General features: G+C 62.3%; 23 protein-coding genes. 13 read left to right on the top strand and 10 right to left on the bottom strand.

Annotated features, from left to right (window positions below; translation table 11 throughout):
• The first annotated feature begins 243 nt into the window (after positions 1–243).
• Positions 244–1,911: an energy-dependent translational throttle protein EttA gene (gene ettA, locus B2S33_RS03760; protein WP_023533201.1), complete on the top strand. Its 1,668-nt coding sequence runs from the start codon at positions 244–246 to the stop codon at positions 1,909–1,911.
• A 288-nt stretch (positions 1,912–2,199) separates the two neighbouring features.
• Complete coding sequence (gene gdhA, locus B2S33_RS03755; RefSeq protein WP_286751333.1) at positions 2,200–3,540, top strand: NADP-specific glutamate dehydrogenase; 1,341 nt, start codon at positions 2,200–2,202, stop codon at positions 3,538–3,540.
• An 83-nt stretch (positions 3,541–3,623) separates the two neighbouring features.
• Here the strand turns inward: gdhA and B2S33_RS03750 are convergent, their stop codons facing one another.
• The 4 genes from B2S33_RS03750 to B2S33_RS03735 all read right to left on the bottom strand — a co-directional run bounded on the left by B2S33_RS03750 (position 3,624) and on the right by B2S33_RS03735 (position 7,100).
• Positions 3,624–4,121, bottom strand: a complete 498-nt coding sequence (locus B2S33_RS03750; protein WP_027915479.1) for a GreA/GreB family elongation factor — start codon at positions 4,119–4,121, stop codon at positions 3,624–3,626.
• A 70-nt stretch (positions 4,122–4,191) separates the two neighbouring features.
• On the bottom strand, positions 4,192–4,542 hold the full coding sequence (locus B2S33_RS03745) for a hypothetical protein (protein WP_027915478.1): 351 nt from the start codon (positions 4,540–4,542) through the stop codon (positions 4,192–4,194).
• A gap of 143 nt (positions 4,543–4,685) precedes the next feature.
• Complete coding sequence (locus B2S33_RS03740) at positions 4,686–6,539, bottom strand: DUF4105 domain-containing protein (protein WP_110606913.1); 1,854 nt, start codon at positions 6,537–6,539, stop codon at positions 4,686–4,688.
• A 72-nt stretch (positions 6,540–6,611) separates the two neighbouring features.
• Positions 6,612–7,100, bottom strand: a complete 489-nt coding sequence (locus B2S33_RS03735; protein ID WP_023533283.1) for a DUF3015 domain-containing protein — start codon at positions 7,098–7,100, stop codon at positions 6,612–6,614.
• A gap of 253 nt (positions 7,101–7,353) precedes the next feature.
• On the opposite strand from B2S33_RS03735, the gene B2S33_RS03730 reads away from it, so the two are divergent.
• The 4 genes from B2S33_RS03730 to B2S33_RS03715 all read left to right on the top strand — a co-directional run bounded on the left by B2S33_RS03730 (position 7,354) and on the right by B2S33_RS03715 (position 11,607).
• Complete coding sequence (locus B2S33_RS03730) at positions 7,354–9,792, top strand: Lon protease family protein (RefSeq protein ID WP_027915476.1); 2,439 nt, start codon at positions 7,354–7,356, stop codon at positions 9,790–9,792.
• A 156-nt stretch (positions 9,793–9,948) separates the two neighbouring features.
• Positions 9,949–10,287 carry a hypothetical protein gene (locus B2S33_RS03725; RefSeq protein ID WP_027915475.1) on the top strand — a complete coding sequence of 113 codons (339 nt, stop codon included), beginning with the start codon at positions 9,949–9,951 and terminating at the stop codon, positions 10,285–10,287.
• Positions 10,288–10,379: 92 nt separating this feature from the next.
• A complete protein-coding gene (locus B2S33_RS03720; RefSeq protein WP_003247486.1) occupies positions 10,380–10,868 on the top strand; it encodes a TIGR00645 family protein in 489 nt (162 codons plus the stop codon).
• A gap of 121 nt (positions 10,869–10,989) precedes the next feature.
• Positions 10,990–11,607 carry an FKBP-type peptidyl-prolyl cis-trans isomerase gene (locus B2S33_RS03715; protein WP_027915474.1) on the top strand — a complete coding sequence of 206 codons (618 nt, stop codon included), beginning with the start codon at positions 10,990–10,992 and terminating at the stop codon, positions 11,605–11,607.
• Positions 11,608–11,653: 46 nt separating this feature from the next.
• On the opposite strand, the gene B2S33_RS03710 is transcribed toward B2S33_RS03715, so the two are convergent.
• From B2S33_RS03710 to B2S33_RS03700, 3 genes are all read right to left on the bottom strand, one after another.
• The gene (locus B2S33_RS03710; RefSeq protein ID WP_027915473.1) at positions 11,654–11,899 is read right to left on the bottom strand and encodes a hypothetical protein; all 246 of its coding nucleotides are present in this window, start codon (positions 11,897–11,899) and stop codon (positions 11,654–11,656) included.
• A gap of 83 nt (positions 11,900–11,982) precedes the next feature.
• On the bottom strand, positions 11,983–12,324 hold the full coding sequence (locus B2S33_RS03705; RefSeq protein ID WP_027915472.1) for a zinc ribbon domain-containing protein YjdM: 342 nt from the start codon (positions 12,322–12,324) through the stop codon (positions 11,983–11,985).
• A gap of 129 nt (positions 12,325–12,453) precedes the next feature.
• Positions 12,454–13,422, bottom strand: a complete 969-nt coding sequence (locus tag B2S33_RS03700) for a polyprenyl synthetase family protein (RefSeq protein WP_027915471.1) — start codon at positions 13,420–13,422, stop codon at positions 12,454–12,456.
• A gap of 244 nt (positions 13,423–13,666) precedes the next feature.
• Between B2S33_RS03700 and rplU the strand changes: the two genes are divergently transcribed.
• The 5 genes from rplU (at position 13,667) to B2S33_RS03675 (ending at position 17,355) form a co-directional block, all read left to right on the top strand.
• Positions 13,667–13,981 carry a 50S ribosomal protein L21 gene (gene rplU / locus B2S33_RS03695; protein ID WP_023533254.1) on the top strand — a complete coding sequence of 105 codons (315 nt, stop codon included), beginning with the start codon at positions 13,667–13,669 and terminating at the stop codon, positions 13,979–13,981.
• A 38-nt stretch (positions 13,982–14,019) separates the two neighbouring features.
• Entirely contained in the window at positions 14,020–14,277 is a 258-nt protein-coding gene (gene rpmA / locus B2S33_RS03690; RefSeq protein WP_023533198.1) for a 50S ribosomal protein L27, read from the top strand.
• 189 nt (positions 14,278–14,466) lie between these two features.
• On the top strand, positions 14,467–15,693 hold the full coding sequence (gene cgtA, locus B2S33_RS03685; RefSeq protein WP_028688089.1) for an Obg family GTPase CgtA: 1,227 nt from the start codon (positions 14,467–14,469) through the stop codon (positions 15,691–15,693).
• 85 nt (positions 15,694–15,778) lie between these two features.
• Positions 15,779–16,897 carry a glutamate 5-kinase gene (proB, locus tag B2S33_RS03680; protein WP_028688090.1) on the top strand — a complete coding sequence of 373 codons (1,119 nt, stop codon included), beginning with the start codon at positions 15,779–15,781 and terminating at the stop codon, positions 16,895–16,897.
• A 2-nt stretch (positions 16,898–16,899) separates the two neighbouring features.
• Positions 16,900–17,355 carry a CreA family protein gene (locus tag B2S33_RS03675; RefSeq protein ID WP_371259680.1) on the top strand — a complete coding sequence of 152 codons (456 nt, stop codon included), beginning with the start codon at positions 16,900–16,902 and terminating at the stop codon, positions 17,353–17,355.
• 202 nt (positions 17,356–17,557) lie between these two features.
• Here B2S33_RS03675 and mksF read toward each other — a convergent pair whose 3' ends face one another.
• From mksF to mksB, 3 genes are read right to left on the bottom strand one after another with little or no spacing between them, the layout of a single operon-like run.
• Positions 17,558–20,389: an Mks condensin complex protein MksF gene (gene mksF / locus B2S33_RS03670; protein ID WP_027915468.1), complete on the bottom strand. Its 2,832-nt coding sequence runs from the start codon at positions 20,387–20,389 to the stop codon at positions 17,558–17,560.
• Positions 20,386–21,093: an Mks condensin complex protein MksE gene (mksE, locus tag B2S33_RS03665; protein ID WP_088523230.1), complete on the bottom strand. Its 708-nt coding sequence runs from the start codon at positions 21,091–21,093 to the stop codon at positions 20,386–20,388. Before mksE ends, mksF begins: the two co-directional genes overlap by 4 nt.
• On the bottom strand, positions 21,083–22,372 hold the full coding sequence (gene mksB / locus B2S33_RS03660; RefSeq protein ID WP_023533191.1) for an Mks condensin complex protein MksB: 1,290 nt from the start codon (positions 22,370–22,372) through the stop codon (positions 21,083–21,085). The genes mksE and mksB overlap by 11 nt, the downstream gene beginning before the upstream one ends.
• A 223-nt stretch (positions 22,373–22,595) precedes the next feature.
• Here mksB and B2S33_RS03655 point away from each other — a divergent pair, with 223 nt between their 5' ends.
• Entirely contained in the window at positions 22,596–23,381 is a 786-nt protein-coding gene (locus tag B2S33_RS03655) for a hypothetical protein (RefSeq protein ID WP_027915466.1), read from the top strand.
• Positions 23,378–23,830 carry a ribosomal protein S18-alanine N-acetyltransferase gene (gene rimI / locus B2S33_RS03650; RefSeq protein WP_023533216.1) on the top strand — a complete coding sequence of 151 codons (453 nt, stop codon included), beginning with the start codon at positions 23,378–23,380 and terminating at the stop codon, positions 23,828–23,830. The genes B2S33_RS03655 and rimI overlap by 4 nt, the downstream gene beginning before the upstream one ends.
• Positions 23,831–23,860: the final 30 nt, after the last annotated feature.

The raw sequence follows: 23,860 nt of genomic DNA, 5'->3' as shown, positions 1-23,860 counted from the left end.
CTGCCACGGGGCAAGGCGCGCCAGCGTCACGTCTGAACAAGGGCTGCTCGCCAGGCGCGACTACAGGGCAAGGCCGCTGCTGCCGGACCACCGCTTCAGGCCTGCGCCGCCGGCGCGGCGCCTCCTATCAAATACTGCGCGTTGGCGTAGAATGGTCCACTTTGTTCAACGACACCCGACCCCTGGCCGACCCGCTGGGGCGATCGTCGATGTCTTTACCTATCTGAATTAGAGGGCTTGGTTTTGGCTCAATACGTCTACACCATGCATCGGCTGAGCAAGGTCGTGCCGCCGAAGCGGGAAATCCTGAAGAACATTTCCCTGTCGTTCTTCCCTGGCGCCAAGATCGGCGTGCTGGGCCTCAACGGCGCAGGTAAATCGACGCTGCTGCGGATCATGGCGGGCGTCGACAAGGAATTCGACGGCGAAGCCCGTCCGATGCCTGACATCAACGTGGGCTACCTGCCCCAGGAGCCTCAGCTGGACCCGAGCAAGTCGGTCCGTGAGGTGGTCGAGGAAGCCGTCAGCGTCATCAAGGACGCCCAGGCGCGTCTTGACGAGGTCTACGCGGCCTACGCCGAGCCGGACGCCGACTTCGACAAGCTGGCTGCCGAGCAGGCCAAGCTCGAATCCATCCTGCAGGCCGCCGACGGGCATAACCTGGAACGCCAGCTGGACGTCGCCGCCGACGCGCTGCGCCTGCCGGCCTGGGATGCACGCATCGAGCACCTCTCCGGTGGCGAGAAGCGCCGTGTCGCCCTGTGCCGCCTGCTGCTGTCGGCCCCCGACATGCTGCTGCTCGACGAACCGACCAACCACCTGGACGCTGACTCGGTCGCCTGGCTCGAGCGTTTCCTGCACGATTTCCCCGGCACCGTGGTGGCCATTACCCACGACCGTTACTTCCTCGACAACGTCGCAGGCTGGATCCTGGAGCTCGACCGCGGCGCCGGTATTCCCTATGAAGGCAACTATTCGGGCTGGCTGGAAGCCAAGTCCGATCGTCTGGCCCAGGAATCCAAACAGCAGAGCGCCCATGAAAAGGCCATGAAGGAAGAACTGGAGTGGGTGCGCAAAGGCGCCAAGGCCCGCCAGTCCAAATCCAAGGCACGTCTGCAGCGTTTCGAGGAACTGCAGTCGCAGGAATTCCAGAAGCGCAGCGAAACCAACGAGATCTACATCCCGGCCGGTCCGCGTCTGGGCGACAAGGTCATCGAATTCAAGAACGTCACCAAGGGTTATGGCGACCGCGTCCTGATCGACAACCTGTCCTTCGCCATGCCCAAGGGTGCGATCGTGGGCGTGATCGGGGGTAACGGCGCCGGTAAATCCACCCTGTTCCGCATGCTCATGGGCAAGGAGCAGCCGGATTCGGGCAGCATCGAGATCGGTGAAACCGTGCAACTGGCGTGTGTCGACCAGAGCCGCGAGGACCTGGACGGCGCCAAGACCGTGTTCCAGCAGATTTCCGACGGCTCGGACATGATCCGTATCGGCAACTACGAAATCCCGTCGCGCACTTACGTGGGCCGCTTCAATTTCAAAGGTGGCGACCAGCAGAAGTTCGTCAAGGACCTCTCGGGCGGTGAACGTGGCCGTCTGCACCTGGCCCTGACCTTGAAAGAGGGCGGCAACGTCCTGCTGCTCGACGAACCGTCCAACGACCTCGACGTCGAGACCTTGCGTTCCCTGGAAGAGGCACTGCTGGACTTCCCCGGCGCCGCCATCGTGATTTCCCACGACCGTTGGTTCCTGGACCGCGTCGCGACTCACATCCTGGCATACGAAGACGACTCGAACGTGGTGTTCTTCGAAGGCAACTACACCGAGTACGAAGCCGATCGCAAGAAGCGCCTGGGCGATGCCGCCGCACAGCCGCACCGTGTGCGTCACAAGAAGCTGGCGCAATAAGCCAGCGTCTGCTGCACAGAAATGGGGCCCTCAGGGGCCCCATTTTCGTGCGTGCTTCACAATTTGTTCGGATTCTGTCCATAGGTCATGAAGGGCTACGGCAGGCCTTCTGGTAGCTGACATCTAGTGGGCCACGCCTGAGTTGCCGTCTTAGCGGTTTGTATACATTTACATAAAACGCACCAAATTATTTCAATAAAACGACATTTCGCCCTGTTACAGGGCAATTGCTTCTTGGTACATTCGGGAAAAACCAATAAGTCCAATCCTCTTGGTGAGATGTCTACCATGATCGAATCCGTCGACAATTTCCTTGCACGCCTGCAACAGCGTGACCCTGGCCAACCCGAGTTTCACCAGGCCGTCGAAGAAGTGCTGCGCACCTTGTGGCCCTTTCTGGAAGCCAACCCTCACTACCTGCAAGCGGGCATTCTCGAGCGCATGGTCGAGCCTGAGCGTGCAGTGTTGTTCCGGGTGTCGTGGGTGGACGATCACGGCAAGGTTCAGGTCAACCGCGGTTACCGTATCCAGATGAACAGCGCCATTGGCCCCTACAAGGGCGGCCTGCGCTTCCACCCTTCGGTGAACCTCAGTGTTCTGAAATTCCTCGCATTCGAGCAAGTCTTCAAGAACTCCCTGACCTCGCTGCCCATGGGCGGTGGCAAGGGTGGGTCTGACTTCGATCCCAAGGGCAAGAGCGACGCCGAAGTGATGCGCTTCTGCCAGGCCTTCATGAGCGAGCTGTACCGTCACATCGGTGCCGACTGCGATGTTCCAGCCGGGGACATCGGGGTAGGGGCGCGCGAGATCGGCTATATGTTCGGGCAATACAAGCGTCTGGCCAACCAGTTTACCTCCGTGCTGACCGGCAAGGGCATGACCTATGGCGGCAGCCTGATTCGTCCGGAAGCCACGGGCTATGGCTGTGTGTATTTTGCCGAGGAGATGCTCAAGCGCCAGGACCAGCGCATCGACGGCCGTCGCGTGGCGATCTCGGGCTCGGGCAACGTCGCGCAATACGCCGCGCGCAAGGTGATGGACCTGGGGGGCAAGGTGATCTCGCTGTCTGATTCCGAAGGTACCTTGTACGCCGAAGCGGGCCTCACCGACGCGCAGTGGGAAGCGGTGATGACCCTCAAGAACGTCAAGCGCGGCCGCATCAGCGAGCTGGCCGGGCAATTCGGCCTGGAGTTCCGCAAGGGCAAGACGCCGTGGAGCCTGGCCTGCGACATCGCGCTGCCATGCGCGACGCAGAACGAACTGGACGTCGAGGATGCCAAGGCACTGTTGGCCAACGGCTGTATCTGCGTCGCAGAAGGCGCCAACATGCCCACGACCCTGGCGGCTGTGGACATCTTCCTTGAAGCTGGCATCCTCTATGCGCCGGGCAAGGCGTCCAACGCGGGTGGCGTTGCGGTGTCGGGCCTGGAAATGTCGCAGAACGCCATGCGCTTGCTGTGGACTGCTGGCGAAGTGGACAGCAAGCTGCATGGCATCATGCAGTCGATTCACCACGCCTGCGTTCACTATGGTGAAGAGGGCGATGGCCGGGTCAACTATGTCAAAGGGGCCAACATTGCGGGCTTCGTGAAGGTGGCCGATGCGATGCTGGCCCAAGGGGTCGTCTGATCGCGTGAGGCTTGGCAGCCCATCGTCGGCACACCAGTTACAGGCATATTGAGAGGTCTCGCCGGGTCGGCTGCGGTGGGCTGTCAGCCCGCCCCTTCGATCTCAATGATCTCGATAGCCTGTTCACCGACGGGGCGGCGCCATGTCACCTCATCTCCCGGGGCTGCGCCCAGCAAGGCCCTGCCCAGGGGTGAGCCCCAGTTGATCAATCCACGCGCCGCGTCAGCCTCATCTTCGCCTACCAGGCACACCAAGTGTTCCTGGTCCTGATCGTCGATGAACCTGACGCGGCTGCCTATCTGCACTTTTTCGGTGGACAGGGCTGTCGGCACCACTTGGGCACTGTGTACCCGCGCGGCGAAATACCGCAGATCACGCTCGATTTCGGCCAATCGCTGTTTGTCGGCACGCTCGCCCTGAGCCTGCAACTCACTGCGCAACGTATTGAGTTCGGTCAGCCGTTGCTGCAGTTGGCGCAGGCCGTTGGCGGTGACGTAATTGGGCTGGTCGCTGACACGCCGCTCGACGGGTTGGTCGGCCTGGGCGGCGGCCTGGTCTTCGTTGACAAATGCTCGGCTCATGAGTGCCTCCTTGTGCAGAAGACCATCATGGCAGGGGCGGGGTTTCAAGCAATGCCCACCTGCGACGTCTTCAACGCCAGGCGCGGGCAGCGCCGCGGTCTTTCTCCTGCTGCCACTCACGGTCCCGTTCGTCCCAGAAACGCTCGTGGTAGCGCTGCTGTTCGGCCCGCTCCTGCATGGCCTGGCATTGGCGAAAGCCATCGTCCCAGCCGGACTCGTACTGCCGTTCTTGAAGGTAGCGCGGCACGTTCTTGCGAAAATCACCTGCCGGCACGCCCGCGGCCTGACGGCCGCTGCTGCACCCGTCCTCGAAGCCATCGGCGTAGGCAGGGGGAAACCCCTGGCCAAGCATCTGCTCGTGAGTCGTTTCGCACCCCGACAGCAGCATCGCCACGCACAGACCCAACCAGAACCGCCACATAGACCTTGCCCTCATGCCGTCCAGGTGAAGTCTAGAGGGCCAGTTGTGGGCGTGCTGTCAAAACCGTGTCAAAGACTGGTTGAGGCGGGCCACAGGCCGGAACATCGCCGTAAACATGAACGCTTTCACACCAGACCAGACCCTCAGTAGTGATACCACTTCACTTCCAGCATCACCTCGTTCTGCGCCGTGGACAGGTGGCTGAACTGGCGCGAGGCACTCAGGCGCAGCCCCAGGTTCTGGCTGATTTCCCACTGCTGGTTCAGGCTGACGCTACGGCGCACTTCGCCATTGGTGAAGTAATCGCCCTTGGCCTCCAGCGTCATGTTGCCAAGCCCATTGCGCCACAGCAGCCCGCCATTGAAACCTGCGGCAGGTGCGATGAACTGCGCGAAGTCGTTGTGGTGTTCTACACGGACTGTACCCAGTGCAAAGCCCAGCAAGTCATCACCCAGCTGCCAGGTGCCACCGGCGCCACCATTGACGTGGCTCACCAGCACCTCGTCATCGTGTTTGCCCGGCACCCGCTCAAGGCCGCCGGCCACTTGCCACGACCAGGGCTTGAGCAGTTCGTTGCGCGGTGTCAGCGAACGAATGGTCGCCAGGTCCAGGCGTTGCACTTGCCAGTCATTGCCTTCGTACTGGCGCACTTTCAGTTGCAAGATCTCGATCTGCGCCCCCAATGGGAAGCCGTAGGCGTTGTCGTTGAGATCATGGTAAGCCATGCGCAGGCCATATTCGGCATAGGCGCGGTCTTCGCGCGTGCCCACGCCCAACTGCCAGGTACGCGAGTCATGGCCGTCCTCGGGCAACCCCGGGCGCTCGATGGCCAACGGCGGCGGCGGGTTGGTGTTGATCGCGCGTAGCAGTTCGAAGCTGCGCTTGGCCTGGCCGGGGTCACGTTCCTGGCCATTGGCGCGGTAACGCTCAAGGCGGTAGGCAGCGTCTTGTATCAAGGCCTGCCGCTCGCGGGGCAGGGCCTTGAACGCGGGGTTTTGCAATTGCGCAGTGTCGGCGCTTACGGCCAGCACCTGGCGTTTCTCGTCATGATCCAGCGGCGCTGCACGCGCCAGCAGTTCGCGCTCGCGCGAGGGACGGTAGAGTTCACTGGCGACCAAGCCCGATTGTTTCACTGCCTTCACGGTGTCGGTCGGTATGGCGGTCAGCGGGAACTGCGAGGTCAGGTCCAGGCCTGGCCGAGCCACCTGCAGCAACTCCAGCAGGCGATAGGAGCAGTTCTCGTCGAAGAAGAAGTAGTCGAACTGAATCTGTTTCAGTTCCCAGACGTGCTCGACCATGCGGCCTGTTTCTTCCGGCGTGAGGTCTAGCTGGTATTCCCACAGGTCGCGGTTTTCCAGGCTGCGGTATTCCGACAGTTTCTCCTGATAGGGCATCAGCGCGAACAGGCCGGGATAACCACCGGCCAACCCTTTCCAGGCATACAGAATGCTGTTGTCGCTGCCTTCGATGTACGCGCCGAAGTTGATCGCGTAGCTGAGCAGCGTGGTGGCGTCACTGCGGGTAGTGGACTGGTCGATGCGCAGCAGCGTGTGCCCGAACATCGACGAGGGGCTGTTCAGGTAGGCAGCCGGGAAGATCAACGCAGCGCTGTGCGGGTCGATCGACTGGTACCAAGTCTTGAATTCCTGGCACTGGGGTTGCGGCAAATCCTGTAGGCCAAGTTGCTCTTTCAGCCAGCGAGTGCGGGCCGGGAATACACACTGAGCGTGCTTGTCGCCCAGGCTTGCCGGGGCATACAGCGCCTGCACCGTCGCTTTCAGCTCACGGTCCGGATGGTGTGCGCCATCGTGGGCAAGGAAGAATGCGTCATCGTCTACGTAGCTGCGCCAGCCACCGAGCTTACCGGTTTCGTAATGGCCCAAAGCAATCCAGTAGGGGGTACTGGCCAGTTGCTGGAGACGGCCTTGATCCAGCATCGGCGCAGCTTGAACAGGGGCGCAGAACAACAGCGCCAGAGAGGCAAGGCGTTTGAGCATATCGGGCAACTACTTCCAGACGATGCCGAAGAAAGAGAGACCCGCCCCGGAGCCGGGGCGGGAAACGCGCGTTTAGGCTTCGGTAGCGTACTTGGCCAGGCGTGGGTCGTTCTTCAGAACGGCCAGGGTGTTGCTGTGCACGGTTTCAGCATTGACATCGGCGCTGCTGAAGATCTGGTTGAAGTGATCGTGGGTGACCGATGCGAAGTGCGCACGGTCTTCCGGCGCCACGCCCAGTACCACGGCGTAGGTGGTCAGTGCTTCACCCTGACCCATGGCCATGTCTTCGGAAAGCTCGTTCATCATGCCGTTCATGGCGAACCACGATTTGCCGCCGTAGGTCAGTGCAGACTTGGTGGAGCAGCCGTTGGTGCCGGAGGTCATGCCGAAGGTGGCGTTACCGGAAGTGCCGTTGGTGGTGGAAGCCAGGAAGTGTGCCGGAGTGCCGCGCTGGCCTTCGAACAGCATGTTGCCCCAGCCGCAATTCGGGCCGCCTGGCGCGTCGGCCATGGCGTTGAGCGAAGCGACGGTGAACAGAGTACCCAGAAGAATCCGTTTCATAGCATTTATTCTCTATTTGACTTAAACCAAGGGTCAGGTTTCTGGCAACTCGGGTGCCAGGTCGGGAAAGCATTTCACCCACCCGCGCAAGTTGGAGTTTAGGCATGTTCCAAAGGTTGCGTTACCGATTGCGAAAAATTTGCTTGTACAAGACACCGTCGCGCCTGCGACATAAATCCCGAGGAGCCTTGCAACCCGCGCGCAGGCAGCGCCAGAATGCTGCGTATCTGCCCCGCCGAAGTAAGGAAACCCAATGCCCGATCCTGTCGCTGCGCGCCTGCGTCTTGCGCCTGAAGCCCTCACCCGGCGTTTCTCTCCCGAGCAGTTTGCTTTCACCAATACGGACGATCTGGAGCCGTTTCGCGGCGTACTGGGCCAGGAGCGTGCTGTCGAGGCCCTGCAATTCGGCGTGGCCATGCCGCGCCCCGGCTACAACGTATACGTGATGGGCGAGCCCGGTACCGGCCGGTTCTCGTTCGTCAAGCGTTACCTCAAGGCGGAGGGCAAGCGTCAGCAGACCCCATCCGACTGGCTTTACGTCAACCATTTTGACGACACCCGCGAGCCGCGAGCCCTGGAATTGCCATCGGGCAGTGCCGGGGACTTCATCGCTGACATGAACGGGTTGATCGACAACTTGCTGGCGACATTCCCGGCCGTGTTCGAACACCCCTCGTACCAGCAGAAAAAAGGCGCCATCGACCGCGCCTTCAACCAGCGCTACGACCGCGCGCTGGATGTGATCGAGCGCGCTTCGCTGGAAAAGGACGTGGCCTTGTACCGCGATGCCAGCAACGTGGCCTTCACGCCGATGGCAGACGGCAAGGCCCTGGATGAGGCCGAGTTCGCCCAGTTGCCTGAGCACGTGCGCGAACAGTTTCACGAAGACATCGCCCTGCTCGAGGAGCGTTTGAACGAAGAGCTGGCCAGCCTTCCGCAATGGAAGCGTGAGTCGAACAACCAGTTGCGCCAGCTCAACGAAGAAACCATTACCTTGGCACTTGAGCCTTTGCTCGCACCGCTGTCGGAAAAGTACGCCGAGAACGCTGCCGTGTGTGCCTACCTGCAATCGGTGCAACTGAACCTGTTGCGCACGGTGGTCGAGCAACTGGTCGAGGACAGCAAGACAGACGCCGTGGCGCGCAAGATGCTCGAGGAGCAGTACGCACCCAGCCTGGTCGTGGGCCATCATCATGACGGCGGGGCGCCGGTGGTGTTCGAGCCGCACCCGACCTACGACAACCTGTTCGGTCGCATCGAGTACAGCACCGACCAGGGCGCGCTCTACACGTCGTACCGGCAGTTGCGTCCGGGAGCCCTGCACCGGGCCAACGGCGGCTTCCTGATCCTGGAAGCCGAGAAAATGCTGGGTGAGCCCTTTGTCTGGGATGCGCTCAAGCGCGCCCTGCAATCGCGCAAGCTCAAGATGGAGTCACCCTTGGGCGAGCTTGGCCGGGTGGCGACCGTCAGCCTTACCCCGCAGGTGATCCCGCTCAACGTCAAGCTGGTGATCATCGGCTCGCGTCAGTTGTATTACGCGCTGCAGGACCACGACCCGGACTTTCAGGAGATGTTCAGGGTGCTGGTGGATTTCGACGAAGACATGCCCATGGTCGACGAGAACCTGGAGCAGTTCGCCCAACTGCTGCGCACCCGTACCAACGAGGAGGGCATGGCGCCCTTGACCAGCGACGCCGTGGCCCGGCTAGCGACCTACAGCGCTCGCCTGGCTGAAAACCAGGCACGGCTCTCGGCCCGGATCGGCGACCTGTTCCAGCTGGTCAGCGAGGCCGACTTCATTCGTCAGCTGGCCAACGACGAAATGACCGATGCTGGCCATATCGAACGTGCACTCAAGGCCAAGGCCACACGCACCGGGCGGGTCTCGCAGCGGGTGCTGGACGACATGCTGGCCGGCATCATCCTCATCGACACCCAGGGCGCGGCCATCGGCAAGTGCAATGGCCTGACCGTGCTGGAGGTGGGCGACTCGGCATTCGGCATGCCCGCGCGTATCTCGGCCACCGTGTACCCGGGCGGTAGCGGTATCGTCGACATCGAGCGCGAGGTAAACCTGGGCCAGCCTATCCACTCCAAGGGGGTAATGATCCTGACCGGCTACCTGGGCAGCCGCTATGCCCAGGAATTCCCGCTGGCGATCTCGGCCAGCATCGCCCTGGAGCAATCCTACGGTTACGTGGACGGCGACAGCGCCTCGCTAGGTGAGGCCTGCACGTTGATCTCGGCCCTTTCGCGCACCCCGCTCAAGCAGTGCTTCGCGATCACCGGTTCCATCAACCAGTTCGGTGAAGTGCAGGCTGTCGGGGGTGTGAACGAGAAGATCGAAGGGTTCTTCAGGCTCTGCGAAGCCCGTGGCCTGACCGGTGAGCAGGGGGTGATCATCCCGCGCGCCAACGTGGCCACGCTCATGCTCGACGAACGTGTGTTGCAGGCGGTCGAGAGTGGCACCTTCCATGTGTATGCGGTCAGCCAGGCAGATGAGGCGTTGAGCCTGCTGGTAGGCGAGGAGGCGGGTGTGCCTGACGAGAAAGGGCAGTTCACCGAGGGTAGCGTGAATGCACGCGTCGTCGAACGGCTGCGCGAGATTGCCGAGATGATCAGTGAGGAAGACATCGAGAAGGCGGAAAAGGAGCGCCTTGAAGAGGTGATCGCGCAAGCCAAGCCTGCTTGAGTCAAGAAACCGGCGCTGGCGGCCAATGGCTACCGTTCGGCGCCGGTTTTCCATCTTGTGCTGACGCTCTTCTATGCTGAACCAAGGACGACATCAGTGTTCAGGATGAAGACAGCCCGTTTGCTGGGCTGAACGGAGCTTTCGGAGGACGCGGCCATGCGCAACCTCAGCCTTACACGTCAGTGCCTGGGCCTTGTGACCCGCATCGAATGCAGTATCCGGCCACTGGCTGGCGATACCGGTATGTGGACACTGCTGTTCGCCGCCGGCATGGCCGGTGAGCAACCCTCGGCAGTAAAGGCCCAAGGGCCGTTTCACGGGCCGCAGGTGGCCGAGTCCGTGCTCAATGCCATCGTCGACAGCCTGACCCTGCACGGGTATCAGCTCAACGAAGACCCGCCCATCTGGTGCCTGCACCTGCAGGCGCAGTTGCGGCGCATGAACGGCGAGCGCACCAAAAACCTGGGCGACTACCAGTTCCATCCTGAGACCTGAACAGGCCGGGACGGTCATCCAGCTTTTGCTGCATGAGGCGGCTGGCTATACTCGCGGTCGTTTTTCCAGCCACCTACGAGTCCCCATCCTCCATGGAACGTATTCTCGAAAATGCGATGTATGCCTCCCGCTGGCTGCTCGCCCCCATCTACTTCGGCCTGTCCCTGGGCCTGCTGGCCCTTGCGCTGAAATTCTTCCAGGAAGTGGTCCATGTCCTGCCCAACGTCTTTGCCTTGAGCGAAGCCGACCTGATCCTGGTGATCCTGTCGCTGATCGATATGTCGCTGGTCGGCGGGCTGTTGGTCATGGTGATGATTTCCGGCTATGAGAACTTCGTTTCGCAGCTGGATATCGACGAGAGCAAGGAAAAGCTCAACTGGCTCGGCAAGATGGACTCCTCCTCGCTGAAGATGAAGGTGGCTGCGTCGATCGTGGCCATCTCGTCCATCCACCTGTTGCGGGTGTTCATGGATGCCCAGAACATCTCCACCGATTACCTGATGTGGTACGTCATCATCCACATGACCTTCGTGGTCTCGGCGTTCTGCATGGGTTACCTGGACAAGCTCACCAAGCACTAGCCTCGACTTCAGCTGCACGCGGGGGTCTGCCGCGTGCAGCTAGGTGCCTCTCGATATGCTAGGCTGCTCGCCCTTTTCATCAAGGGCGTGGCTGCGCTGCGCCCTGCAGTGGAGCATGACAATGTCCGAGATCAACCTGTCTACCGACGAAACCCGCGTCAGCTACGGCATCGGCCGTCAGCTGGGTGGCCAGCTGCGCGACAACCCGCCGCCAGGGGTGAGCCTGGAAGCGATCGTGGCCGGCCTGACCGACGCCTTCAACGGTGCAGACAGCCGCGTCAGCGAGGCCGATCTGTCGGCCAGCTTCCAGGTTATCCGTGAAGTGATGCAAGCCCAGGCAGCCGCCAAGGCCGAGGCTGCAGCGGCAGCCGGCAAGCAGTTCTTGGCCGACAACGCCAAGCGCGACGGCATCGTCACCCTGGATTCGGGCTTGCAGTATGAAGCGCTGAACACCGGTGAAGGCGCCAAGCCATCGCGCGAAGACCAGGTGCGTGTGCACTACCACGGCACCCTGATCGACGGCACCGTGTTCGACAGCTCGTACGATCGTGGTCAGCCGGCCGAATTCCCGGTTGGGGGCGTGATCGCAGGTTGGACCGAAGCCCTGCAATTGATGAGCGCCGGCAGCAAGTGGCGCCTGTATGTGCCAAGCGAATTGGCCTACGGTGCCCAGGGTGTCGGCAGCATCCCGCCGCACAGCGTACTGGTGTTCGACGTCGAATTGCTCGACGTTCTGTAATACCGCTGGGGCCGCATTGCGGCCCTTTCCCAGCTCGCCAGATGTGTCAGTTCCAGTCTGTCCCCATCGGGCGCAACGCCCGTGCGTAGCAGAACAGAAACAGGTTGCGCACCAGCTCCTTCAGTACCCCAGGCTCATTCGAATTCAGCCCGCGCAGGTCCAGGTCGCCCTGGTCGCGCAGTTCATCCAGCGCCTCTGCTTCGAGCACCGCGCACACCTCACCGGTCTCCCGATGAAGAATGCGCAGGTATGGGTGAGGGCGGTCCAGCCAGGCATCGATCAGATAAGTCATGACTATTCTCCTTGGATAACTTTCCAATGAGAATAATTCTTATTATCAAAATAGCAAGAACCAATTGGCGGATCTGGATGAAATCAGACCTTGCGCACGAATTCCGATTTCAGCTTCATCGCGCCAATACCGTCGATCTTGCAGTCGATATCGTGGTCACCGTCGCACAGGCGGATGTTCTTGACCTTGGTGCCGACCTTGACCACCAGGGACGAGCCCTTGACCTTCAAGTCCTTGATCACGGTCACGGTGTCGCCGTCCTGTAGCACATTGCCGACGGAATCTTTTTTCACCACGTCGTCATTGGCAGATTCGGCTTCGCCGCTGGCCGACCACTCGTGGGCACATTCAGGGCAGATCAGCTGCGTGCCATCCTCGTAGGTGTATTCGGAATTGCATTTGGGGCAGGGTGGCAACGTACTCACTTGGGTTCCTCGAACAGACAGGCGGAAAAAGCCGCCATTGTAGAAGGTCTGGTTTCAGAAGTGATTATGTCCGGACAAAAGTCCGCAGCGGTTCGAGGGACGAACCGCGTGTGGGGAAGGGACGTGCCGTTAGTGAGTGCGTGCGACGGCGAACTGGCTGAGTTCGACCAGCGCATCCCGGTATTCGCTGGCAGGGAGCACTTCCAGGCACTCGATGGCGCGCTTGACGTAATCCTGCGCCAGGGCTGCGGTGTACTTGAGCGCACCCGATGCTTCTACCGCAGCGCGGATCTGCTCCAGGTCTTCAAGGCCGCCTTTCTGGATGGCCTGGCGTACCAGCGCTGCTTGCTCGGCAGTGCCCTCGCGCATGGTGTAGATCAAGGGCAGGGTGGGCTTGCCCTCGGCCAGGTCGTCGCCCACGTTCTTGCCCAGTGCCTCGGCGTCACCTTCATAGTCGAGCAGGTCGTCGACCAATTGGAAGGCCACGCCCAGGTGGTCACCGAACATGCGCAAGGCCTCGCGCTGGGCATCGGAAGCCTGGGCCAGGGCCGCAGCACTGTGGGTGGAGGCTTCGAACAGCATGGCGGTCTTGCCGCGGATGACGTCCATGTAGACGTCCTCGGTGGTGCTGGCGTCGCGAACCCGCGACAGCTGCAGCACTTCACCCTCGGCAATGACCCGGGTCGCCCTGGACAGGATCTGCATGACCGGCATCGACCCCAGCTCGACCATCATCTCGAACGAGCGGGAATAGAGGAAATCACCGACCAGCACGCTTGGGGCGTTGCCCCACAGGGCGTTGGCCGTGGAGCGGCCGCGGCGCATGCCCGACATGTCGACCACGTCATCGTGCAGCAGGGTGGCGGTGTGCAGGAATTCGATGGTTGCCGCCAGCAGCCGCAGGTCGTCGCCCCGGTGGCCCAGGGCCTTGCCGCACAGTAACACCAGCAATGGGCGCAGGCGCTTGCCACCGGCCGACGTGATATAGTCGCCGATCTTCGATACCAGCGGCACGCGCGAGGTCAGCTGCTTCTTGATGATCTCGTCGACGGCGCTGAAATCGTCAGCCACCGCACGGTAGAAGGTTTGGGGTTGCATCGGCTGCTCCAGTGAGGTTGCGCGGCATGCTAGGTTGCGGGTCCCGGTGTGTCAAGGCACGGTGCCAGTCGGTCGGGCGCTGCACTTGCAAGCAAAACCTGTGTTGCGTACAATCGCGCACCCTAACTTCCTGGGCAGCACCTGCCTTACGCAATTGCGCCGGGCCGTTCCAGCCCTGTGCAGCCATGCCAGCCAATACTCATCATATAAAGCGCTGGGTGAGCAGGATTATCGGAGAAATACCATGTCTTACGCAGTAATCGTTACCGGCGGCAAGCAGTACAAAGTCGCTGAAGGTGAATTCCTCAAGGTCGAGAAACTGGAAGTCGCCACTGGCGAGTCCGTGACTTTCGATCGCGTTCTGCTGGTCGCCAACGGTGAAGAAGTCACCATCGGTGCTCCAGTTGTTGCTGGCGCTAAAGTAGTGGCCGAAGTCGTTTCGCAAGGCCGCCACGACAAGGTTCGCATCATCAAGTTCCGTCGTCGTAAGCACCACATGAAGCGCATGGGCCACCGCCAGTGGTTCACCGAGATCAAAATCACCGGCATCCAGGCTTAATCCCCTAGATCCCCTGAATTTATTTGGAGAATTGAACCATGGCTCACAAGAAGGCTGGTGGTAGTACTCGTAACGGTCGCGACTCAGAATCGAAACGCCTTGGCGTGAAGATGTATGGCGGCCAGGTTATCAAGCCAGGCAACATCATCGTCCGCCAGCGCGGCACCGAATTCCACCCAGGCTACGGCGTGGGCATCGGTAAAGATCACACCCTGTTCGCCAAGATCGAAGGCGTGATCAAGTTCGAGAAGAAAGGCGAGTTCAACCGCCGTTACGTGAGCATCGTCGCAGCCTAATCGCGACGTCGCTCCAGAAGCCCCGTCATGCGACGGGGCTTTTTCGTTTGTGGTGAGCCTCTTGCAAAGCTGTTTGTATGGGTTGCCGGCGTGGGTTTCTACGGTCGTACGGGGCCGCCGCGCTCATTTTTGCAAGAGCCTCATGTTTATCAGTGTTCAACTCGTCGGAAGGCGAGAGGCGGTTTTTGAATGAAGTTTGTTGACGAAGTATCCATTCGGGTCAAAGCCGGTGACGGCGGTAACGGTTGCATGAGCTTCCGTCGCGAGAAGTTCATCGAGAACGGTGGCCCCAACGGCGGCGATGGCGGTGACGGTGGTTCGGTGTTCATGGTGGCAGACGAGAACCTCAACACCCTGGTCGACTATCGCTACACCCGTCACCACGAAGCTCAGCGCGGCGCCAATGGCGGCAGCACCGACTGCACCGGCAAGAAGGGTGAAGACCTGTTCCTGCGTGTGCCGGTGGGCACCACGGTCATCGATGCCTCCACGCAGGAAGTGATCGGTGACCTGGTCAAGCCGGGGCAGAAGCTGATGGTCGCTCAGGGCGGCTGGCACGGCCTTGGCAACACCCGTTTCAAATCCAGTACCAACCGCGCACCGCGCCAGACCACTCCAGGCAAACCGGGTGATCAGCGCGACCTGAAGATGGAAATGAAAGTGCTGGCCGATGTAGGCCTGCTGGGCCTGCCGAATGCGGGCAAGAGCACCTTCATCCGCTCGGTATCGGCCGCCAAGCCGAAAGTGGCCGATTACCCGTTCACCACCCTGGTGCCAAACCTGGGCGTGGTCAGTGTCGACCGCTGGAAAAGCTTCGTCATCGCCGACATTCCTGGGCTGATCGAAGGTGCCTCCGACGGTGCTGGCCTGGGCATTCGCTTCCTCAAGCACCTGGCGCGTACCCGTGTTCTGCTGCACCTGGTGGACATGGCGCCGCTGGACGAGAGCAGCCCGGCCGATGCCGCCGAAGTCATCGTCAACGAGCTGACCCGCTTCAGCCCGTCGCTGGCTGAGCGTGAGCGCTGGTTGGTGCTGAACAAGGCCGACATGGTCATGGACGACGAGCGCGACGAGCGGGTCAAGGAAGTGGTCGAGCGCCTGCAATGGGAGGGCCCTGTGTATGTGATCTCGGCCATCTCCAAGCAAGGTACCGAAAAGCTCAGCCACGACCTGATGCGCTACCTCGAAGACCGCGCCGACCGCCTGGCCAACGACCCGGCCTATGCCGAGGAGCTGGCTGACCTCGACCAACGCATTGAGGACGAGGCTCGCGCCCAGTTGCAGGCCCTGGACGATGCCCGCACCTTGCGCCGCACCGGTGTCAAGAGCGTGCACGACATCGGCGATGACGATGACTGGGATGATGATTTCGAGGACGACGAAGACGGTCCGGAAATCATTTACGTGCGCGACTGATCGGTTGCAGTACACTAAACGCCGCTCGCTTGAGCGGCGTTTTTGTATCCACGGTATCTACAGATTCGACATAGGTTGGAAGACGATGCGAAGCAAGGTGACGGGCGCCAGGCGCTGGGTCGTGAAGATTGGCAGTGCGCTGCTGACCGCCGATGGCAAAGGCCTCGATCGCGGCGCCATGGCCGTGTGGGTCGAGCAGATGGTCGCGCTGCGTGAGGCGGGCGTGGAGTTGGTGCTGGTCTCCTCGGGCGCCGTGGCTGCCGGCATGAGCCAGCTGGGCTGGACGTCACGCCCCAGTGCGATGAACGAGCTGCAGGCAGCAGCGTCCATCGGCCAGATGCGCCTGGTGCAGGCCTGGGAGTCGAGTTTTGGCGAGCACGGCAAGCATACCGCGCAGATCCTGCTGACCCATGACGACCTGTCCGACCGCAAACGCTACCTCAATGCGCGCAGCACCCTGCGCACCCTCGTCGAGCTGGGCGTGGTGCCGGTGATCAACGAAAACGACACAGTGGTGACCGACGAGATTCGCTTCGGTGACAACGACACTCTGGCGGCGTTGGTGGCTAACCTCGTGGAAGCCGACCTGCTGGTGATCCTGACCGACCGTGACGGCATGTTCGATGCCGACCCGCGCAACAACCCCGATGCGCAACTGATCTTCGAAGCCCGTGCCGATGACCCGGCGCTGGACGCCGTGGCGGGCAGCACCGGTGGTGCACTGGGGCGCGGCGGTATGCAGACCAAGCTGCGCGCTGCACGCCTGGCGGCACGCTCTGGTGCCCATACCATCATCATTGGCGGGCGCATCGAGCGCGTGCTCGATCGTCTCAAGGCCGGTGAGCGGTTGGGCACCTTGCTGTCGCCTGAGCGCGGCATGCTGGCAGCCCGTAAACAGTGGCTGGCGGGTCATCTGCAGACCCGCGGCACGCTGGTGTTGGACGAGGGAGCGGTACAGGCGCTGCGCCAGGCCAACAAGAGTTTGCTACCAGTGGGCGTCAAGGCCATCCAGGGCAGCTTCCGACGTGGCGAGATGGTGGTGTGCGTGGGCCCTGACGGGTTGGAAGTGGCCAGGGGCCTGGCTAACTACAGTGCCCTGGAAGCGCAGAAGATCATTGGGCAATCCTCCGACGCCATCGCGACTATCCTGGGTTATAGCGCCGAGCCTGAGCTGGTGCATCGTGACAATCTGGTGCTGGTATGAACATGCTGAAGAAACTGTTTGTCGTGGCAGCCCTTGGGTTGCCGATGCTTGCTGGCGCCGAGGAAATCGGCCAGGTGTCCACTGTCTTCAAGTTCCTGGGGCCGAACGACCGCATCGTCGTGGAAGCCTTCGACGACCCCAAGGTCGAAGGTGTGACTTGCTACCTGTCGCGGGCCAAGACGGGGGGAGTGAAGGGTGGACTGGGGTTGGCCGAGGATCGCGCCGAGGCCTCGATCGCCTGCCGCCAGGTAGGGCCGATCAGTTTCAAGGGCGAGCTCAAGGATGGCGATGAGGTGTTCAAGGAGCGCACATCGCTGGTGTTCAAGACCATGCAGGTGGTGCGCTTCCTGGACAAGAAGCGCAATACGCTGGTGTATCTGGTGTACAGCGACCGCATCGTCGAAGGCAGCCCGCAGAATGCCGTGACGGCGATTCCGATTCTGCCGTGGGCTCAGTGACGGGTAGGCCTGGTCGATTTCGAGTTGAAAGCGTGCAGGTGTCGAGGCACGTGCAACTGACGTGAACCGCATCTAGAGGCTGTCGTTTGCCACGGTGGCCTCGGCATGACACGGGACGGGCCGCTATGGGAGGCAGAACAGTTCCAGCATCTGGGCTTCGCAACGCCCACTGTCGGGCCGCTCTGCGGCCCCACAATCTCCGTCAGATAACCACTTCACCCTGATCTTCGCGTACCACCACCTTCACCTCCTCCAGCGGGCTGATGAACTTCCAGTCCGATTCGTCGATATAGATGCCGTTGGGGCCGCTGCCGCCTTCCAGGTCGATGGCCACGTGTGCCGAGACCTGCGGCTTGACGCTCGCCAGAATCGGCACGAACCCCAGCTGCAGGCTGGTCTCCAGCAGTGCCGCCTGGTTGCGTTCGTCGATGTCCGCCGCTTCGTCCAGGTAGTACGGCAGGCGCACACGTCCGGCCAAGTCACGGTCCATCAGGTGCAGCAACAAATACATGTTGGTCAGCGCCTTGATGGTCATGGTCGTACCGTTCGAAGCCGCGCCGTCGATGTCGGCGTGGATGATCGGCTGGCCGTTGACCTTGGTGATCTCGAACGCCAGCTCGAACAGGTCCTTCAACCCCAATTGGTTATGGTTCGCGGCGACCAGGCGCGCCAGGTATTCCTTGGCCTGCTCGTTCCGGTTGTCCTGGTCGGCGTTCTGGGTGAGGTCGAACACCGACAGGGTTTCGCCTTCTTCATACTGGCCGGCACTGTGGATGATCTGGTCGATGTGCTTGAGTGCCTCCTTGTTCGGTGCCAGCACCACGCGGAAGCTTTCCAGGTTCGAGACCTGGCGCCGGTTGATCTCGCGGTTGAACAGGGCAAGCTGGTGCTCGAGGCTGTCATAGTCGCTGCGGATGTTGCGCAGGGTACGGGCAATGTCGGTCACGGCAGCGCGACGCGCCTTGGCCAGGGTCAACGCCTCGTCGGTGCGGTGGGCATAGGCGTTGACCAGCAACTGCAGGCGACGCTCCATGTCGTCCTCGCTGTCGAACTTGGCCACGCCTTTGAGGCGTACCTGCGCGTACAACGCTTCGATCTGGTTATCCACCCGCTGCAGGCTCTGCCAGCTGTCCTGGTAGTCGTTGAGCAATGGCAGCAGGTTGTCCATGGAGTCGTCGATGGCTTCCATGAACGGGGTGCCGAGGGGCAGGTCGGCCGGTAGCAGCTGACGGCGGCGCAGTGCGTCGTCCAGGGTACGTTGCTTGGACTCAAGGTCGCCCAACTGGCGCGCCACCAGTTGCAGTTTGGCCGACAGCTGCTGCACGCGCTCGGTGAACGCATCGCTGGAGCGCTTGAGCTCATCCTGGGCGGCCTCCATCTGTGCGAGCTGTTCGAGCTTGGCAGGCTCTTCGGCGGCCAGGGTCTGGCTGCGGCGGTAGTCTTCCAGGGCTTTCTGGGCGTCGAGTACCTGCTGGTACAGCGCTTCGGTCTGCGCCTTGGAAGCCGAGCGGTCGGCGCTTACTGCCTGCTGGGTCTTGAGCTGGCGCAGCTCCTTGTCCAGGCGCTCCTTCTGATCACGCAGCGCGGCGCGGTCAGCCAGCGCCTGCAAAGCCGGTGGGTCGATGTGGGTCAGGTCGATGGACAGACCCGGCGCCTCGAAACGCTCACCTTTGAAGCGGTCGAGCACCGCTTCAAGGGATTTCACCCACAGGTCGCTGTCGTCCAGCTCGATGCCACGCTCACCCAATGGCAGGCTGAACAGGGCGCCGTTGAACAGGCGCATCAGGCGGTCGACATCCTGCTGCGAGAACTCTTCGCGCAAGCGGGCGTAACTGTTGTTGTCGGCGTGGTCGAGCTGCTGCTTGACCTGCCTGAGGCGTTTTTCCAGGTCGCCAACGCGCTGGTCGAGGTCTTCGGCACTGAACTGACGGGACTGGGCCAGGGCGCCTGCGAGTTCGTCATGGGCATCCTTGGCCGCCAGCAACTGCTGTTCCAGCACCTTGACGTCATCGACCAACGCAAAACGATGGCGTAGCACCGACAGCTCGCCCAGCCAGCGCTGGATGCCGGTGATCTCACGCTCAAGGCGCATCAGCTCCTGGGTGCCCCCGCGTTGATCGTTTTGCAAGCGGTCCTGTTCACCCCGGTAATGCTCGGCCTGGATGACCAGTTCTTCCTTGCGCGCCATGGCGTAGTCCTGCCAGGTACCCAGCAGGTTGTCGAGCACCGGCGAAATCCGGTGCAGCTTGCCGCGCAGGATGTCGCGTTGGGCGACGCCGCCGGCCAGCGCCTCGACCAGCGGACCGGCGGCGACCAGGGCGTTGTAGTCCTGTTCCATGCGTCGCACATCGCGGAAGGCTTCTTCGCAGGCGGCAATGTAGTCGACGCTGCCAGAGCGCAGGCTGTGCTCGAAAGCATCGAGGAACAGCTGCTTGAGCTTGGCTGCCGTGATTTCGCGCATGTGCAGCAGGTTGATGAACAGCGCGCGGAAGGTCTTGAGGCTCTGCTCGCTGGTCGAGCGCAGCGGGATCAGGGTCAGGTCCAGGGGCACCGAGGTATGGCCGCCGACCAACAGGCGGCGCAGCTCGTCCGGCTTGAGCTCGTAGGCTTTGATGCCTTTGCTTTCGAGGTTGGTGAACAGCTCTTTCTGGCGCAGACACGTGTCGTTTTTCTGATAGTGCGCCAGGTCCAGCTCGCCCTGGTAGGCGAAGAACTGGTGCCCGAAGCCGCCACCCGGCCCACGGCCGACGACACCGATCACGTGCGGACCATGGGGCAGGCTCAGCTCGCAGAGGATGTACGAGGTATCGCTGGCAAAGTAGAAGCGGCGCGACTGCTCCAGGCTGTACTTGCCGAAGCTCATGTCCGACATGCGGGCCAGGATCGGGAACTGCAGGGCGTTGATCGATGCCGACTTGCCCAGGTTGTTGGCGCCGTACACCGACAGTGGATGCTCCAGTGGGAACAAGCCCAGGCTGTAGCCGGCCGTGTTGAGCAATGCGAAGCGGCGGATGCCATAGCGTTCCTGGCTCATGCGTCGATCTCCTGTTGCTCTTGGCGAATGGCACGAGCCAAGGCCTGCTCTTCGTCTTCCTCAGCCTCGAACGGCGTCAGGTCGAGCGGGTCGTCGGTGTGTTCAGGCATTGGCTCGGCGGGGTCTTCGGCCAGCGCTGGCGTGGGCAAGGGCAGGGCGCTGTGCAGCGTCGCCGCCAGGTCCCGGTCCTGCTGCACGGCCAGGCAAACGTCCAGGAACCGGTGCATCGGCGGCAGGAAACGGTAAATGCCACCTTCTTCATGGGCGAAGCCGAGCTGGGTCATACGGCGCAGGATCTTTTCTTCCAGGTCCTCGACGGTCTGCACCTCGGCCTGCACGAACAGGTCCCGGTACTTGTCGAGCAACGAAGGCAATTCGTCGCGGCCAACGCTGCCGCCGTCGAGCACCGCGATCGGGTCACGGCCTTGATCGGCCAGGTGCTCGACCAGGATGAAGGTGAACAGCGACAGGCGCTGCGCCGTCTTGTTGACCTGGGCCGCCGTCATGTCCGGCACGAAGTAGTAGAAACCGCGGGTGTCGCACACCAGCTCGAAGCCCAGGGCCTTGAACAGGCTGCGGTACTGGTCCTGGAAGTTGGACAACTGCGCGTACAGCTCCGGGTCGCGGCGGCTGATGTGGAAACCTTTGAACAGCTCGCGGAAGATCGGTGCGAGCTGGGACAGTTCGGAAAGATCAAGATGCATGGGCTGGGCTCGCGTGGGGTTCTGGGGACGCACTGGGGGCGTCTTCGCGGCTGGAGGTCAGGGCGTACGAACGCAGGCTGACGCGGTGTTCCTGGGTGTCGTAGTCACGGCGCTCGAGGCGCTCGCGGTTGAAGCGTTTTTCCCGTGACAAGCGCGAGAACCAGTACAGCAGTTCGTCGGTGGCGCCTTCGGGCTCCTGCTCCAGCAGCCACACCATCAGGTCTGGCAGTGGCAGCGCCTGTTCACAGCGTTCGGTCATTTCCTTGACCGTGCGCGGTGCGCGAGGCTTGTCGTCGGACGCGCTCTTGTGCGCCTTGGGGAAGCGCGCCGGCTTGGGCTCGAAGCGCGCCAAGGCATAGACATAGGCTTCGACCTGGCTGGCGCTGCCCAGGAAAGTGCTTTGCGGCCGGGTGAACAACGGCATGGCTGCCTGGGGCAGCGCGTCCAGGCCCTTGCGGCGCACCACCGACAGGGCCAGGGCAGCGCCACGGGTCACCGCGTTGTGACGCCGTGCTTCCTCGCGCAGCGGCAGCAGCAGTTCACGGGCATGACGCAGGGTCAGCTGGGCGCTGGTCTGCATCTCCAGAATACGCGCATGGGTGCGCAGCAGCATGTCGTCGTCGACCAGGTGGCCAAGGCGCGCCTGTTCCCCGAGCAGTTTCAGCAGCACGGTCTCGACCTTGCGCACCCCTTGCTCGAAGGCGCCGTCGGCGTTGACCAGCTGGATCATCGGCTCGACGTATTCATCCCAGGTGGCCAGCACTTCGGCATAGCGCTGGCGCAAGGGTATCTGGCGGCTGCTGGTCTTGGCCCGCTCGGCTACGGCCACCAATGCCTGCTCATCGTTGTCGAGCTTTTTCAGCACGTCCCGCACGCGCATGTCCAGGAGCCGCAGTTGCCGCGCCAGATCGTCACTGTCGCGGTTGTCGAAGGCATCCTGGATGTGCCCGGCCAGGCGCTCCAGGTGACGCAGGTAAGCCTCGATCTCCAGGCACAGGCCAAGGCGATGCTCACGGCGCAGATAGGCGAGGAAGTCGTGGATCTGGGCGTTGAGCTCGAAGCGGTTCGGGCTCTTGGCAACGGGCACCAGGATGTCCAGGCGGATCCACACATCGAGCAGTTGGGTGATGTCCTGCGGGGTGCTCTCGATCTGCTGGCGGGCCACATGCTGGCGCAGCTCCACCAGGCTGAGGGTGCCCTGGTCGAAACGCTCGCACAGCGGCTCGATCAGGGCCCAGTGTTCGGCTAGGGCACGCAGGACGCGCTTGGGTTCGATCATCGGCTTGGACTCGTTGCCAAGAAAAAGGGGGCGATTGTACTGCATCCGACGGGTTGGTTCTTATCCCCTTGGCTTGTCGTGCGACAGGCTGATCGAGCCGCCCGCCTGCTGTGGCTTGCCCAGGCAGGCAGGGCATGCGTAAAAAACCGCCGAGCAGATGCGGCACTGGCAGGTTATCGGCGGTAGAATGCGCACCTGTCCCAACCCCCCTCGGATGACCGCCTTGCTTACCGAACAACGTCGCCGCGCCTACCTGTCCGCCATGCAAGTGGTGCACTGGCTGCCGCGCGCCGAGCTGCCGTTCGCCGCGCCGTCACGGCCTGAACTGCTGCTGCCGCTGGCGCCGCCCGAGGACATCGATTTCGAGCCGCCGCCACGCCAGGTACCCGACCAATCGCCTGTCGCCCCCCAGGCCCGTGTCATCGAGCGGCCGAAGATCGAGGTGCCGCGGCCGGGCGCTTCCGCCAAGGCTGCGGCCAAGCCTGTAGAGGCGCCCGAGCAGGCTGCGACACCTCGCCCAGTGCCGGTGCCGCCTCCGCGTTTTGCCTTGCAATTGCTGCGTGCCGGCGATTGCCTGTTACTGGTCGAGCTGGCCACCGGCCAGCCTTTCCAGAGCCGTGACCCGTCCTACCTGCTGCTCAAGGATATGCTGCGCGCCGCCGGCCTGCCCGACGCCCCGCAAATCGTGGGTGAGCCGGTGCGCTGGCCGCTGCTGATGCGCGGCAACATGGACCAGGGCCCGGACGCGGCCCGCGATTTCGTACAGGGTTTTGTCCAGGCTCGCCTGGAGGAAGCGCCCTGCACCTGCCTGTGGCTGGTGGGCATGCCTGCGCTGCGCTTTGCCGCCGGCGCCGACGACCAGGCCTATTATCAAACCCTCAAGCTCGACGGCCTGGGCGAGGCCTGGGCCTTGCCAGGCCTGGAACTGTTGATGGACGAGCCGCAGCGTAAAGCGGACGTCTGGAAAGCCATGCGCCAGCTGATGGCGCGCTGGAAACGCGTTGAATGAGTGACTCGATCAGTTTTCGCCCCATGACCGAGGCGGATCTGGATGCCGTGCTGAAAATCGAATATGCCGCGTTCAGCCACCCCTGGACCCGCGGCATCTTTCTGGATGCCCTGAAATCCTATGAAGTCTGGCTGATGTTCGATGGGCAGCAACAGGTCGGCCACGGCGTGATCAACGTGATCATCGACGAAGCCCACCTGCTCAACATCACCGTCAAGCCGGAGAACCAAGGGCGCGGCCTGGGCCTGCGGCTGCTCGAACACCTGATGTCGCGCGCCTACCAGCTCAACGGCCGCGAGTGTTTCCTTGAGGTGAGGGCCAGCAATCCGGCGTATCGCCTGTACGAGCGTTTTGGCTTCAATGAAATCGGCCGCCGGCGCGACTATTATCCAGCTGCGGGTGGTCGCGAGGATGCGTTGGTGATGGCCTGCACGTTGTTCCCGGACTGAGCCAGCGGCAGGGTGCCGCTGCCATGACGT

The organism is Pseudomonas sp. UBA5568 (genome assembly GCF_002425525.1).
GTDB classification, from domain to species: Bacteria; Pseudomonadota; Gammaproteobacteria; order Pseudomonadales; family Pseudomonadaceae; genus Aquipseudomonas; species Aquipseudomonas fulva.
This window is presented reverse-complemented; position numbering and strand designations above follow the sequence as displayed.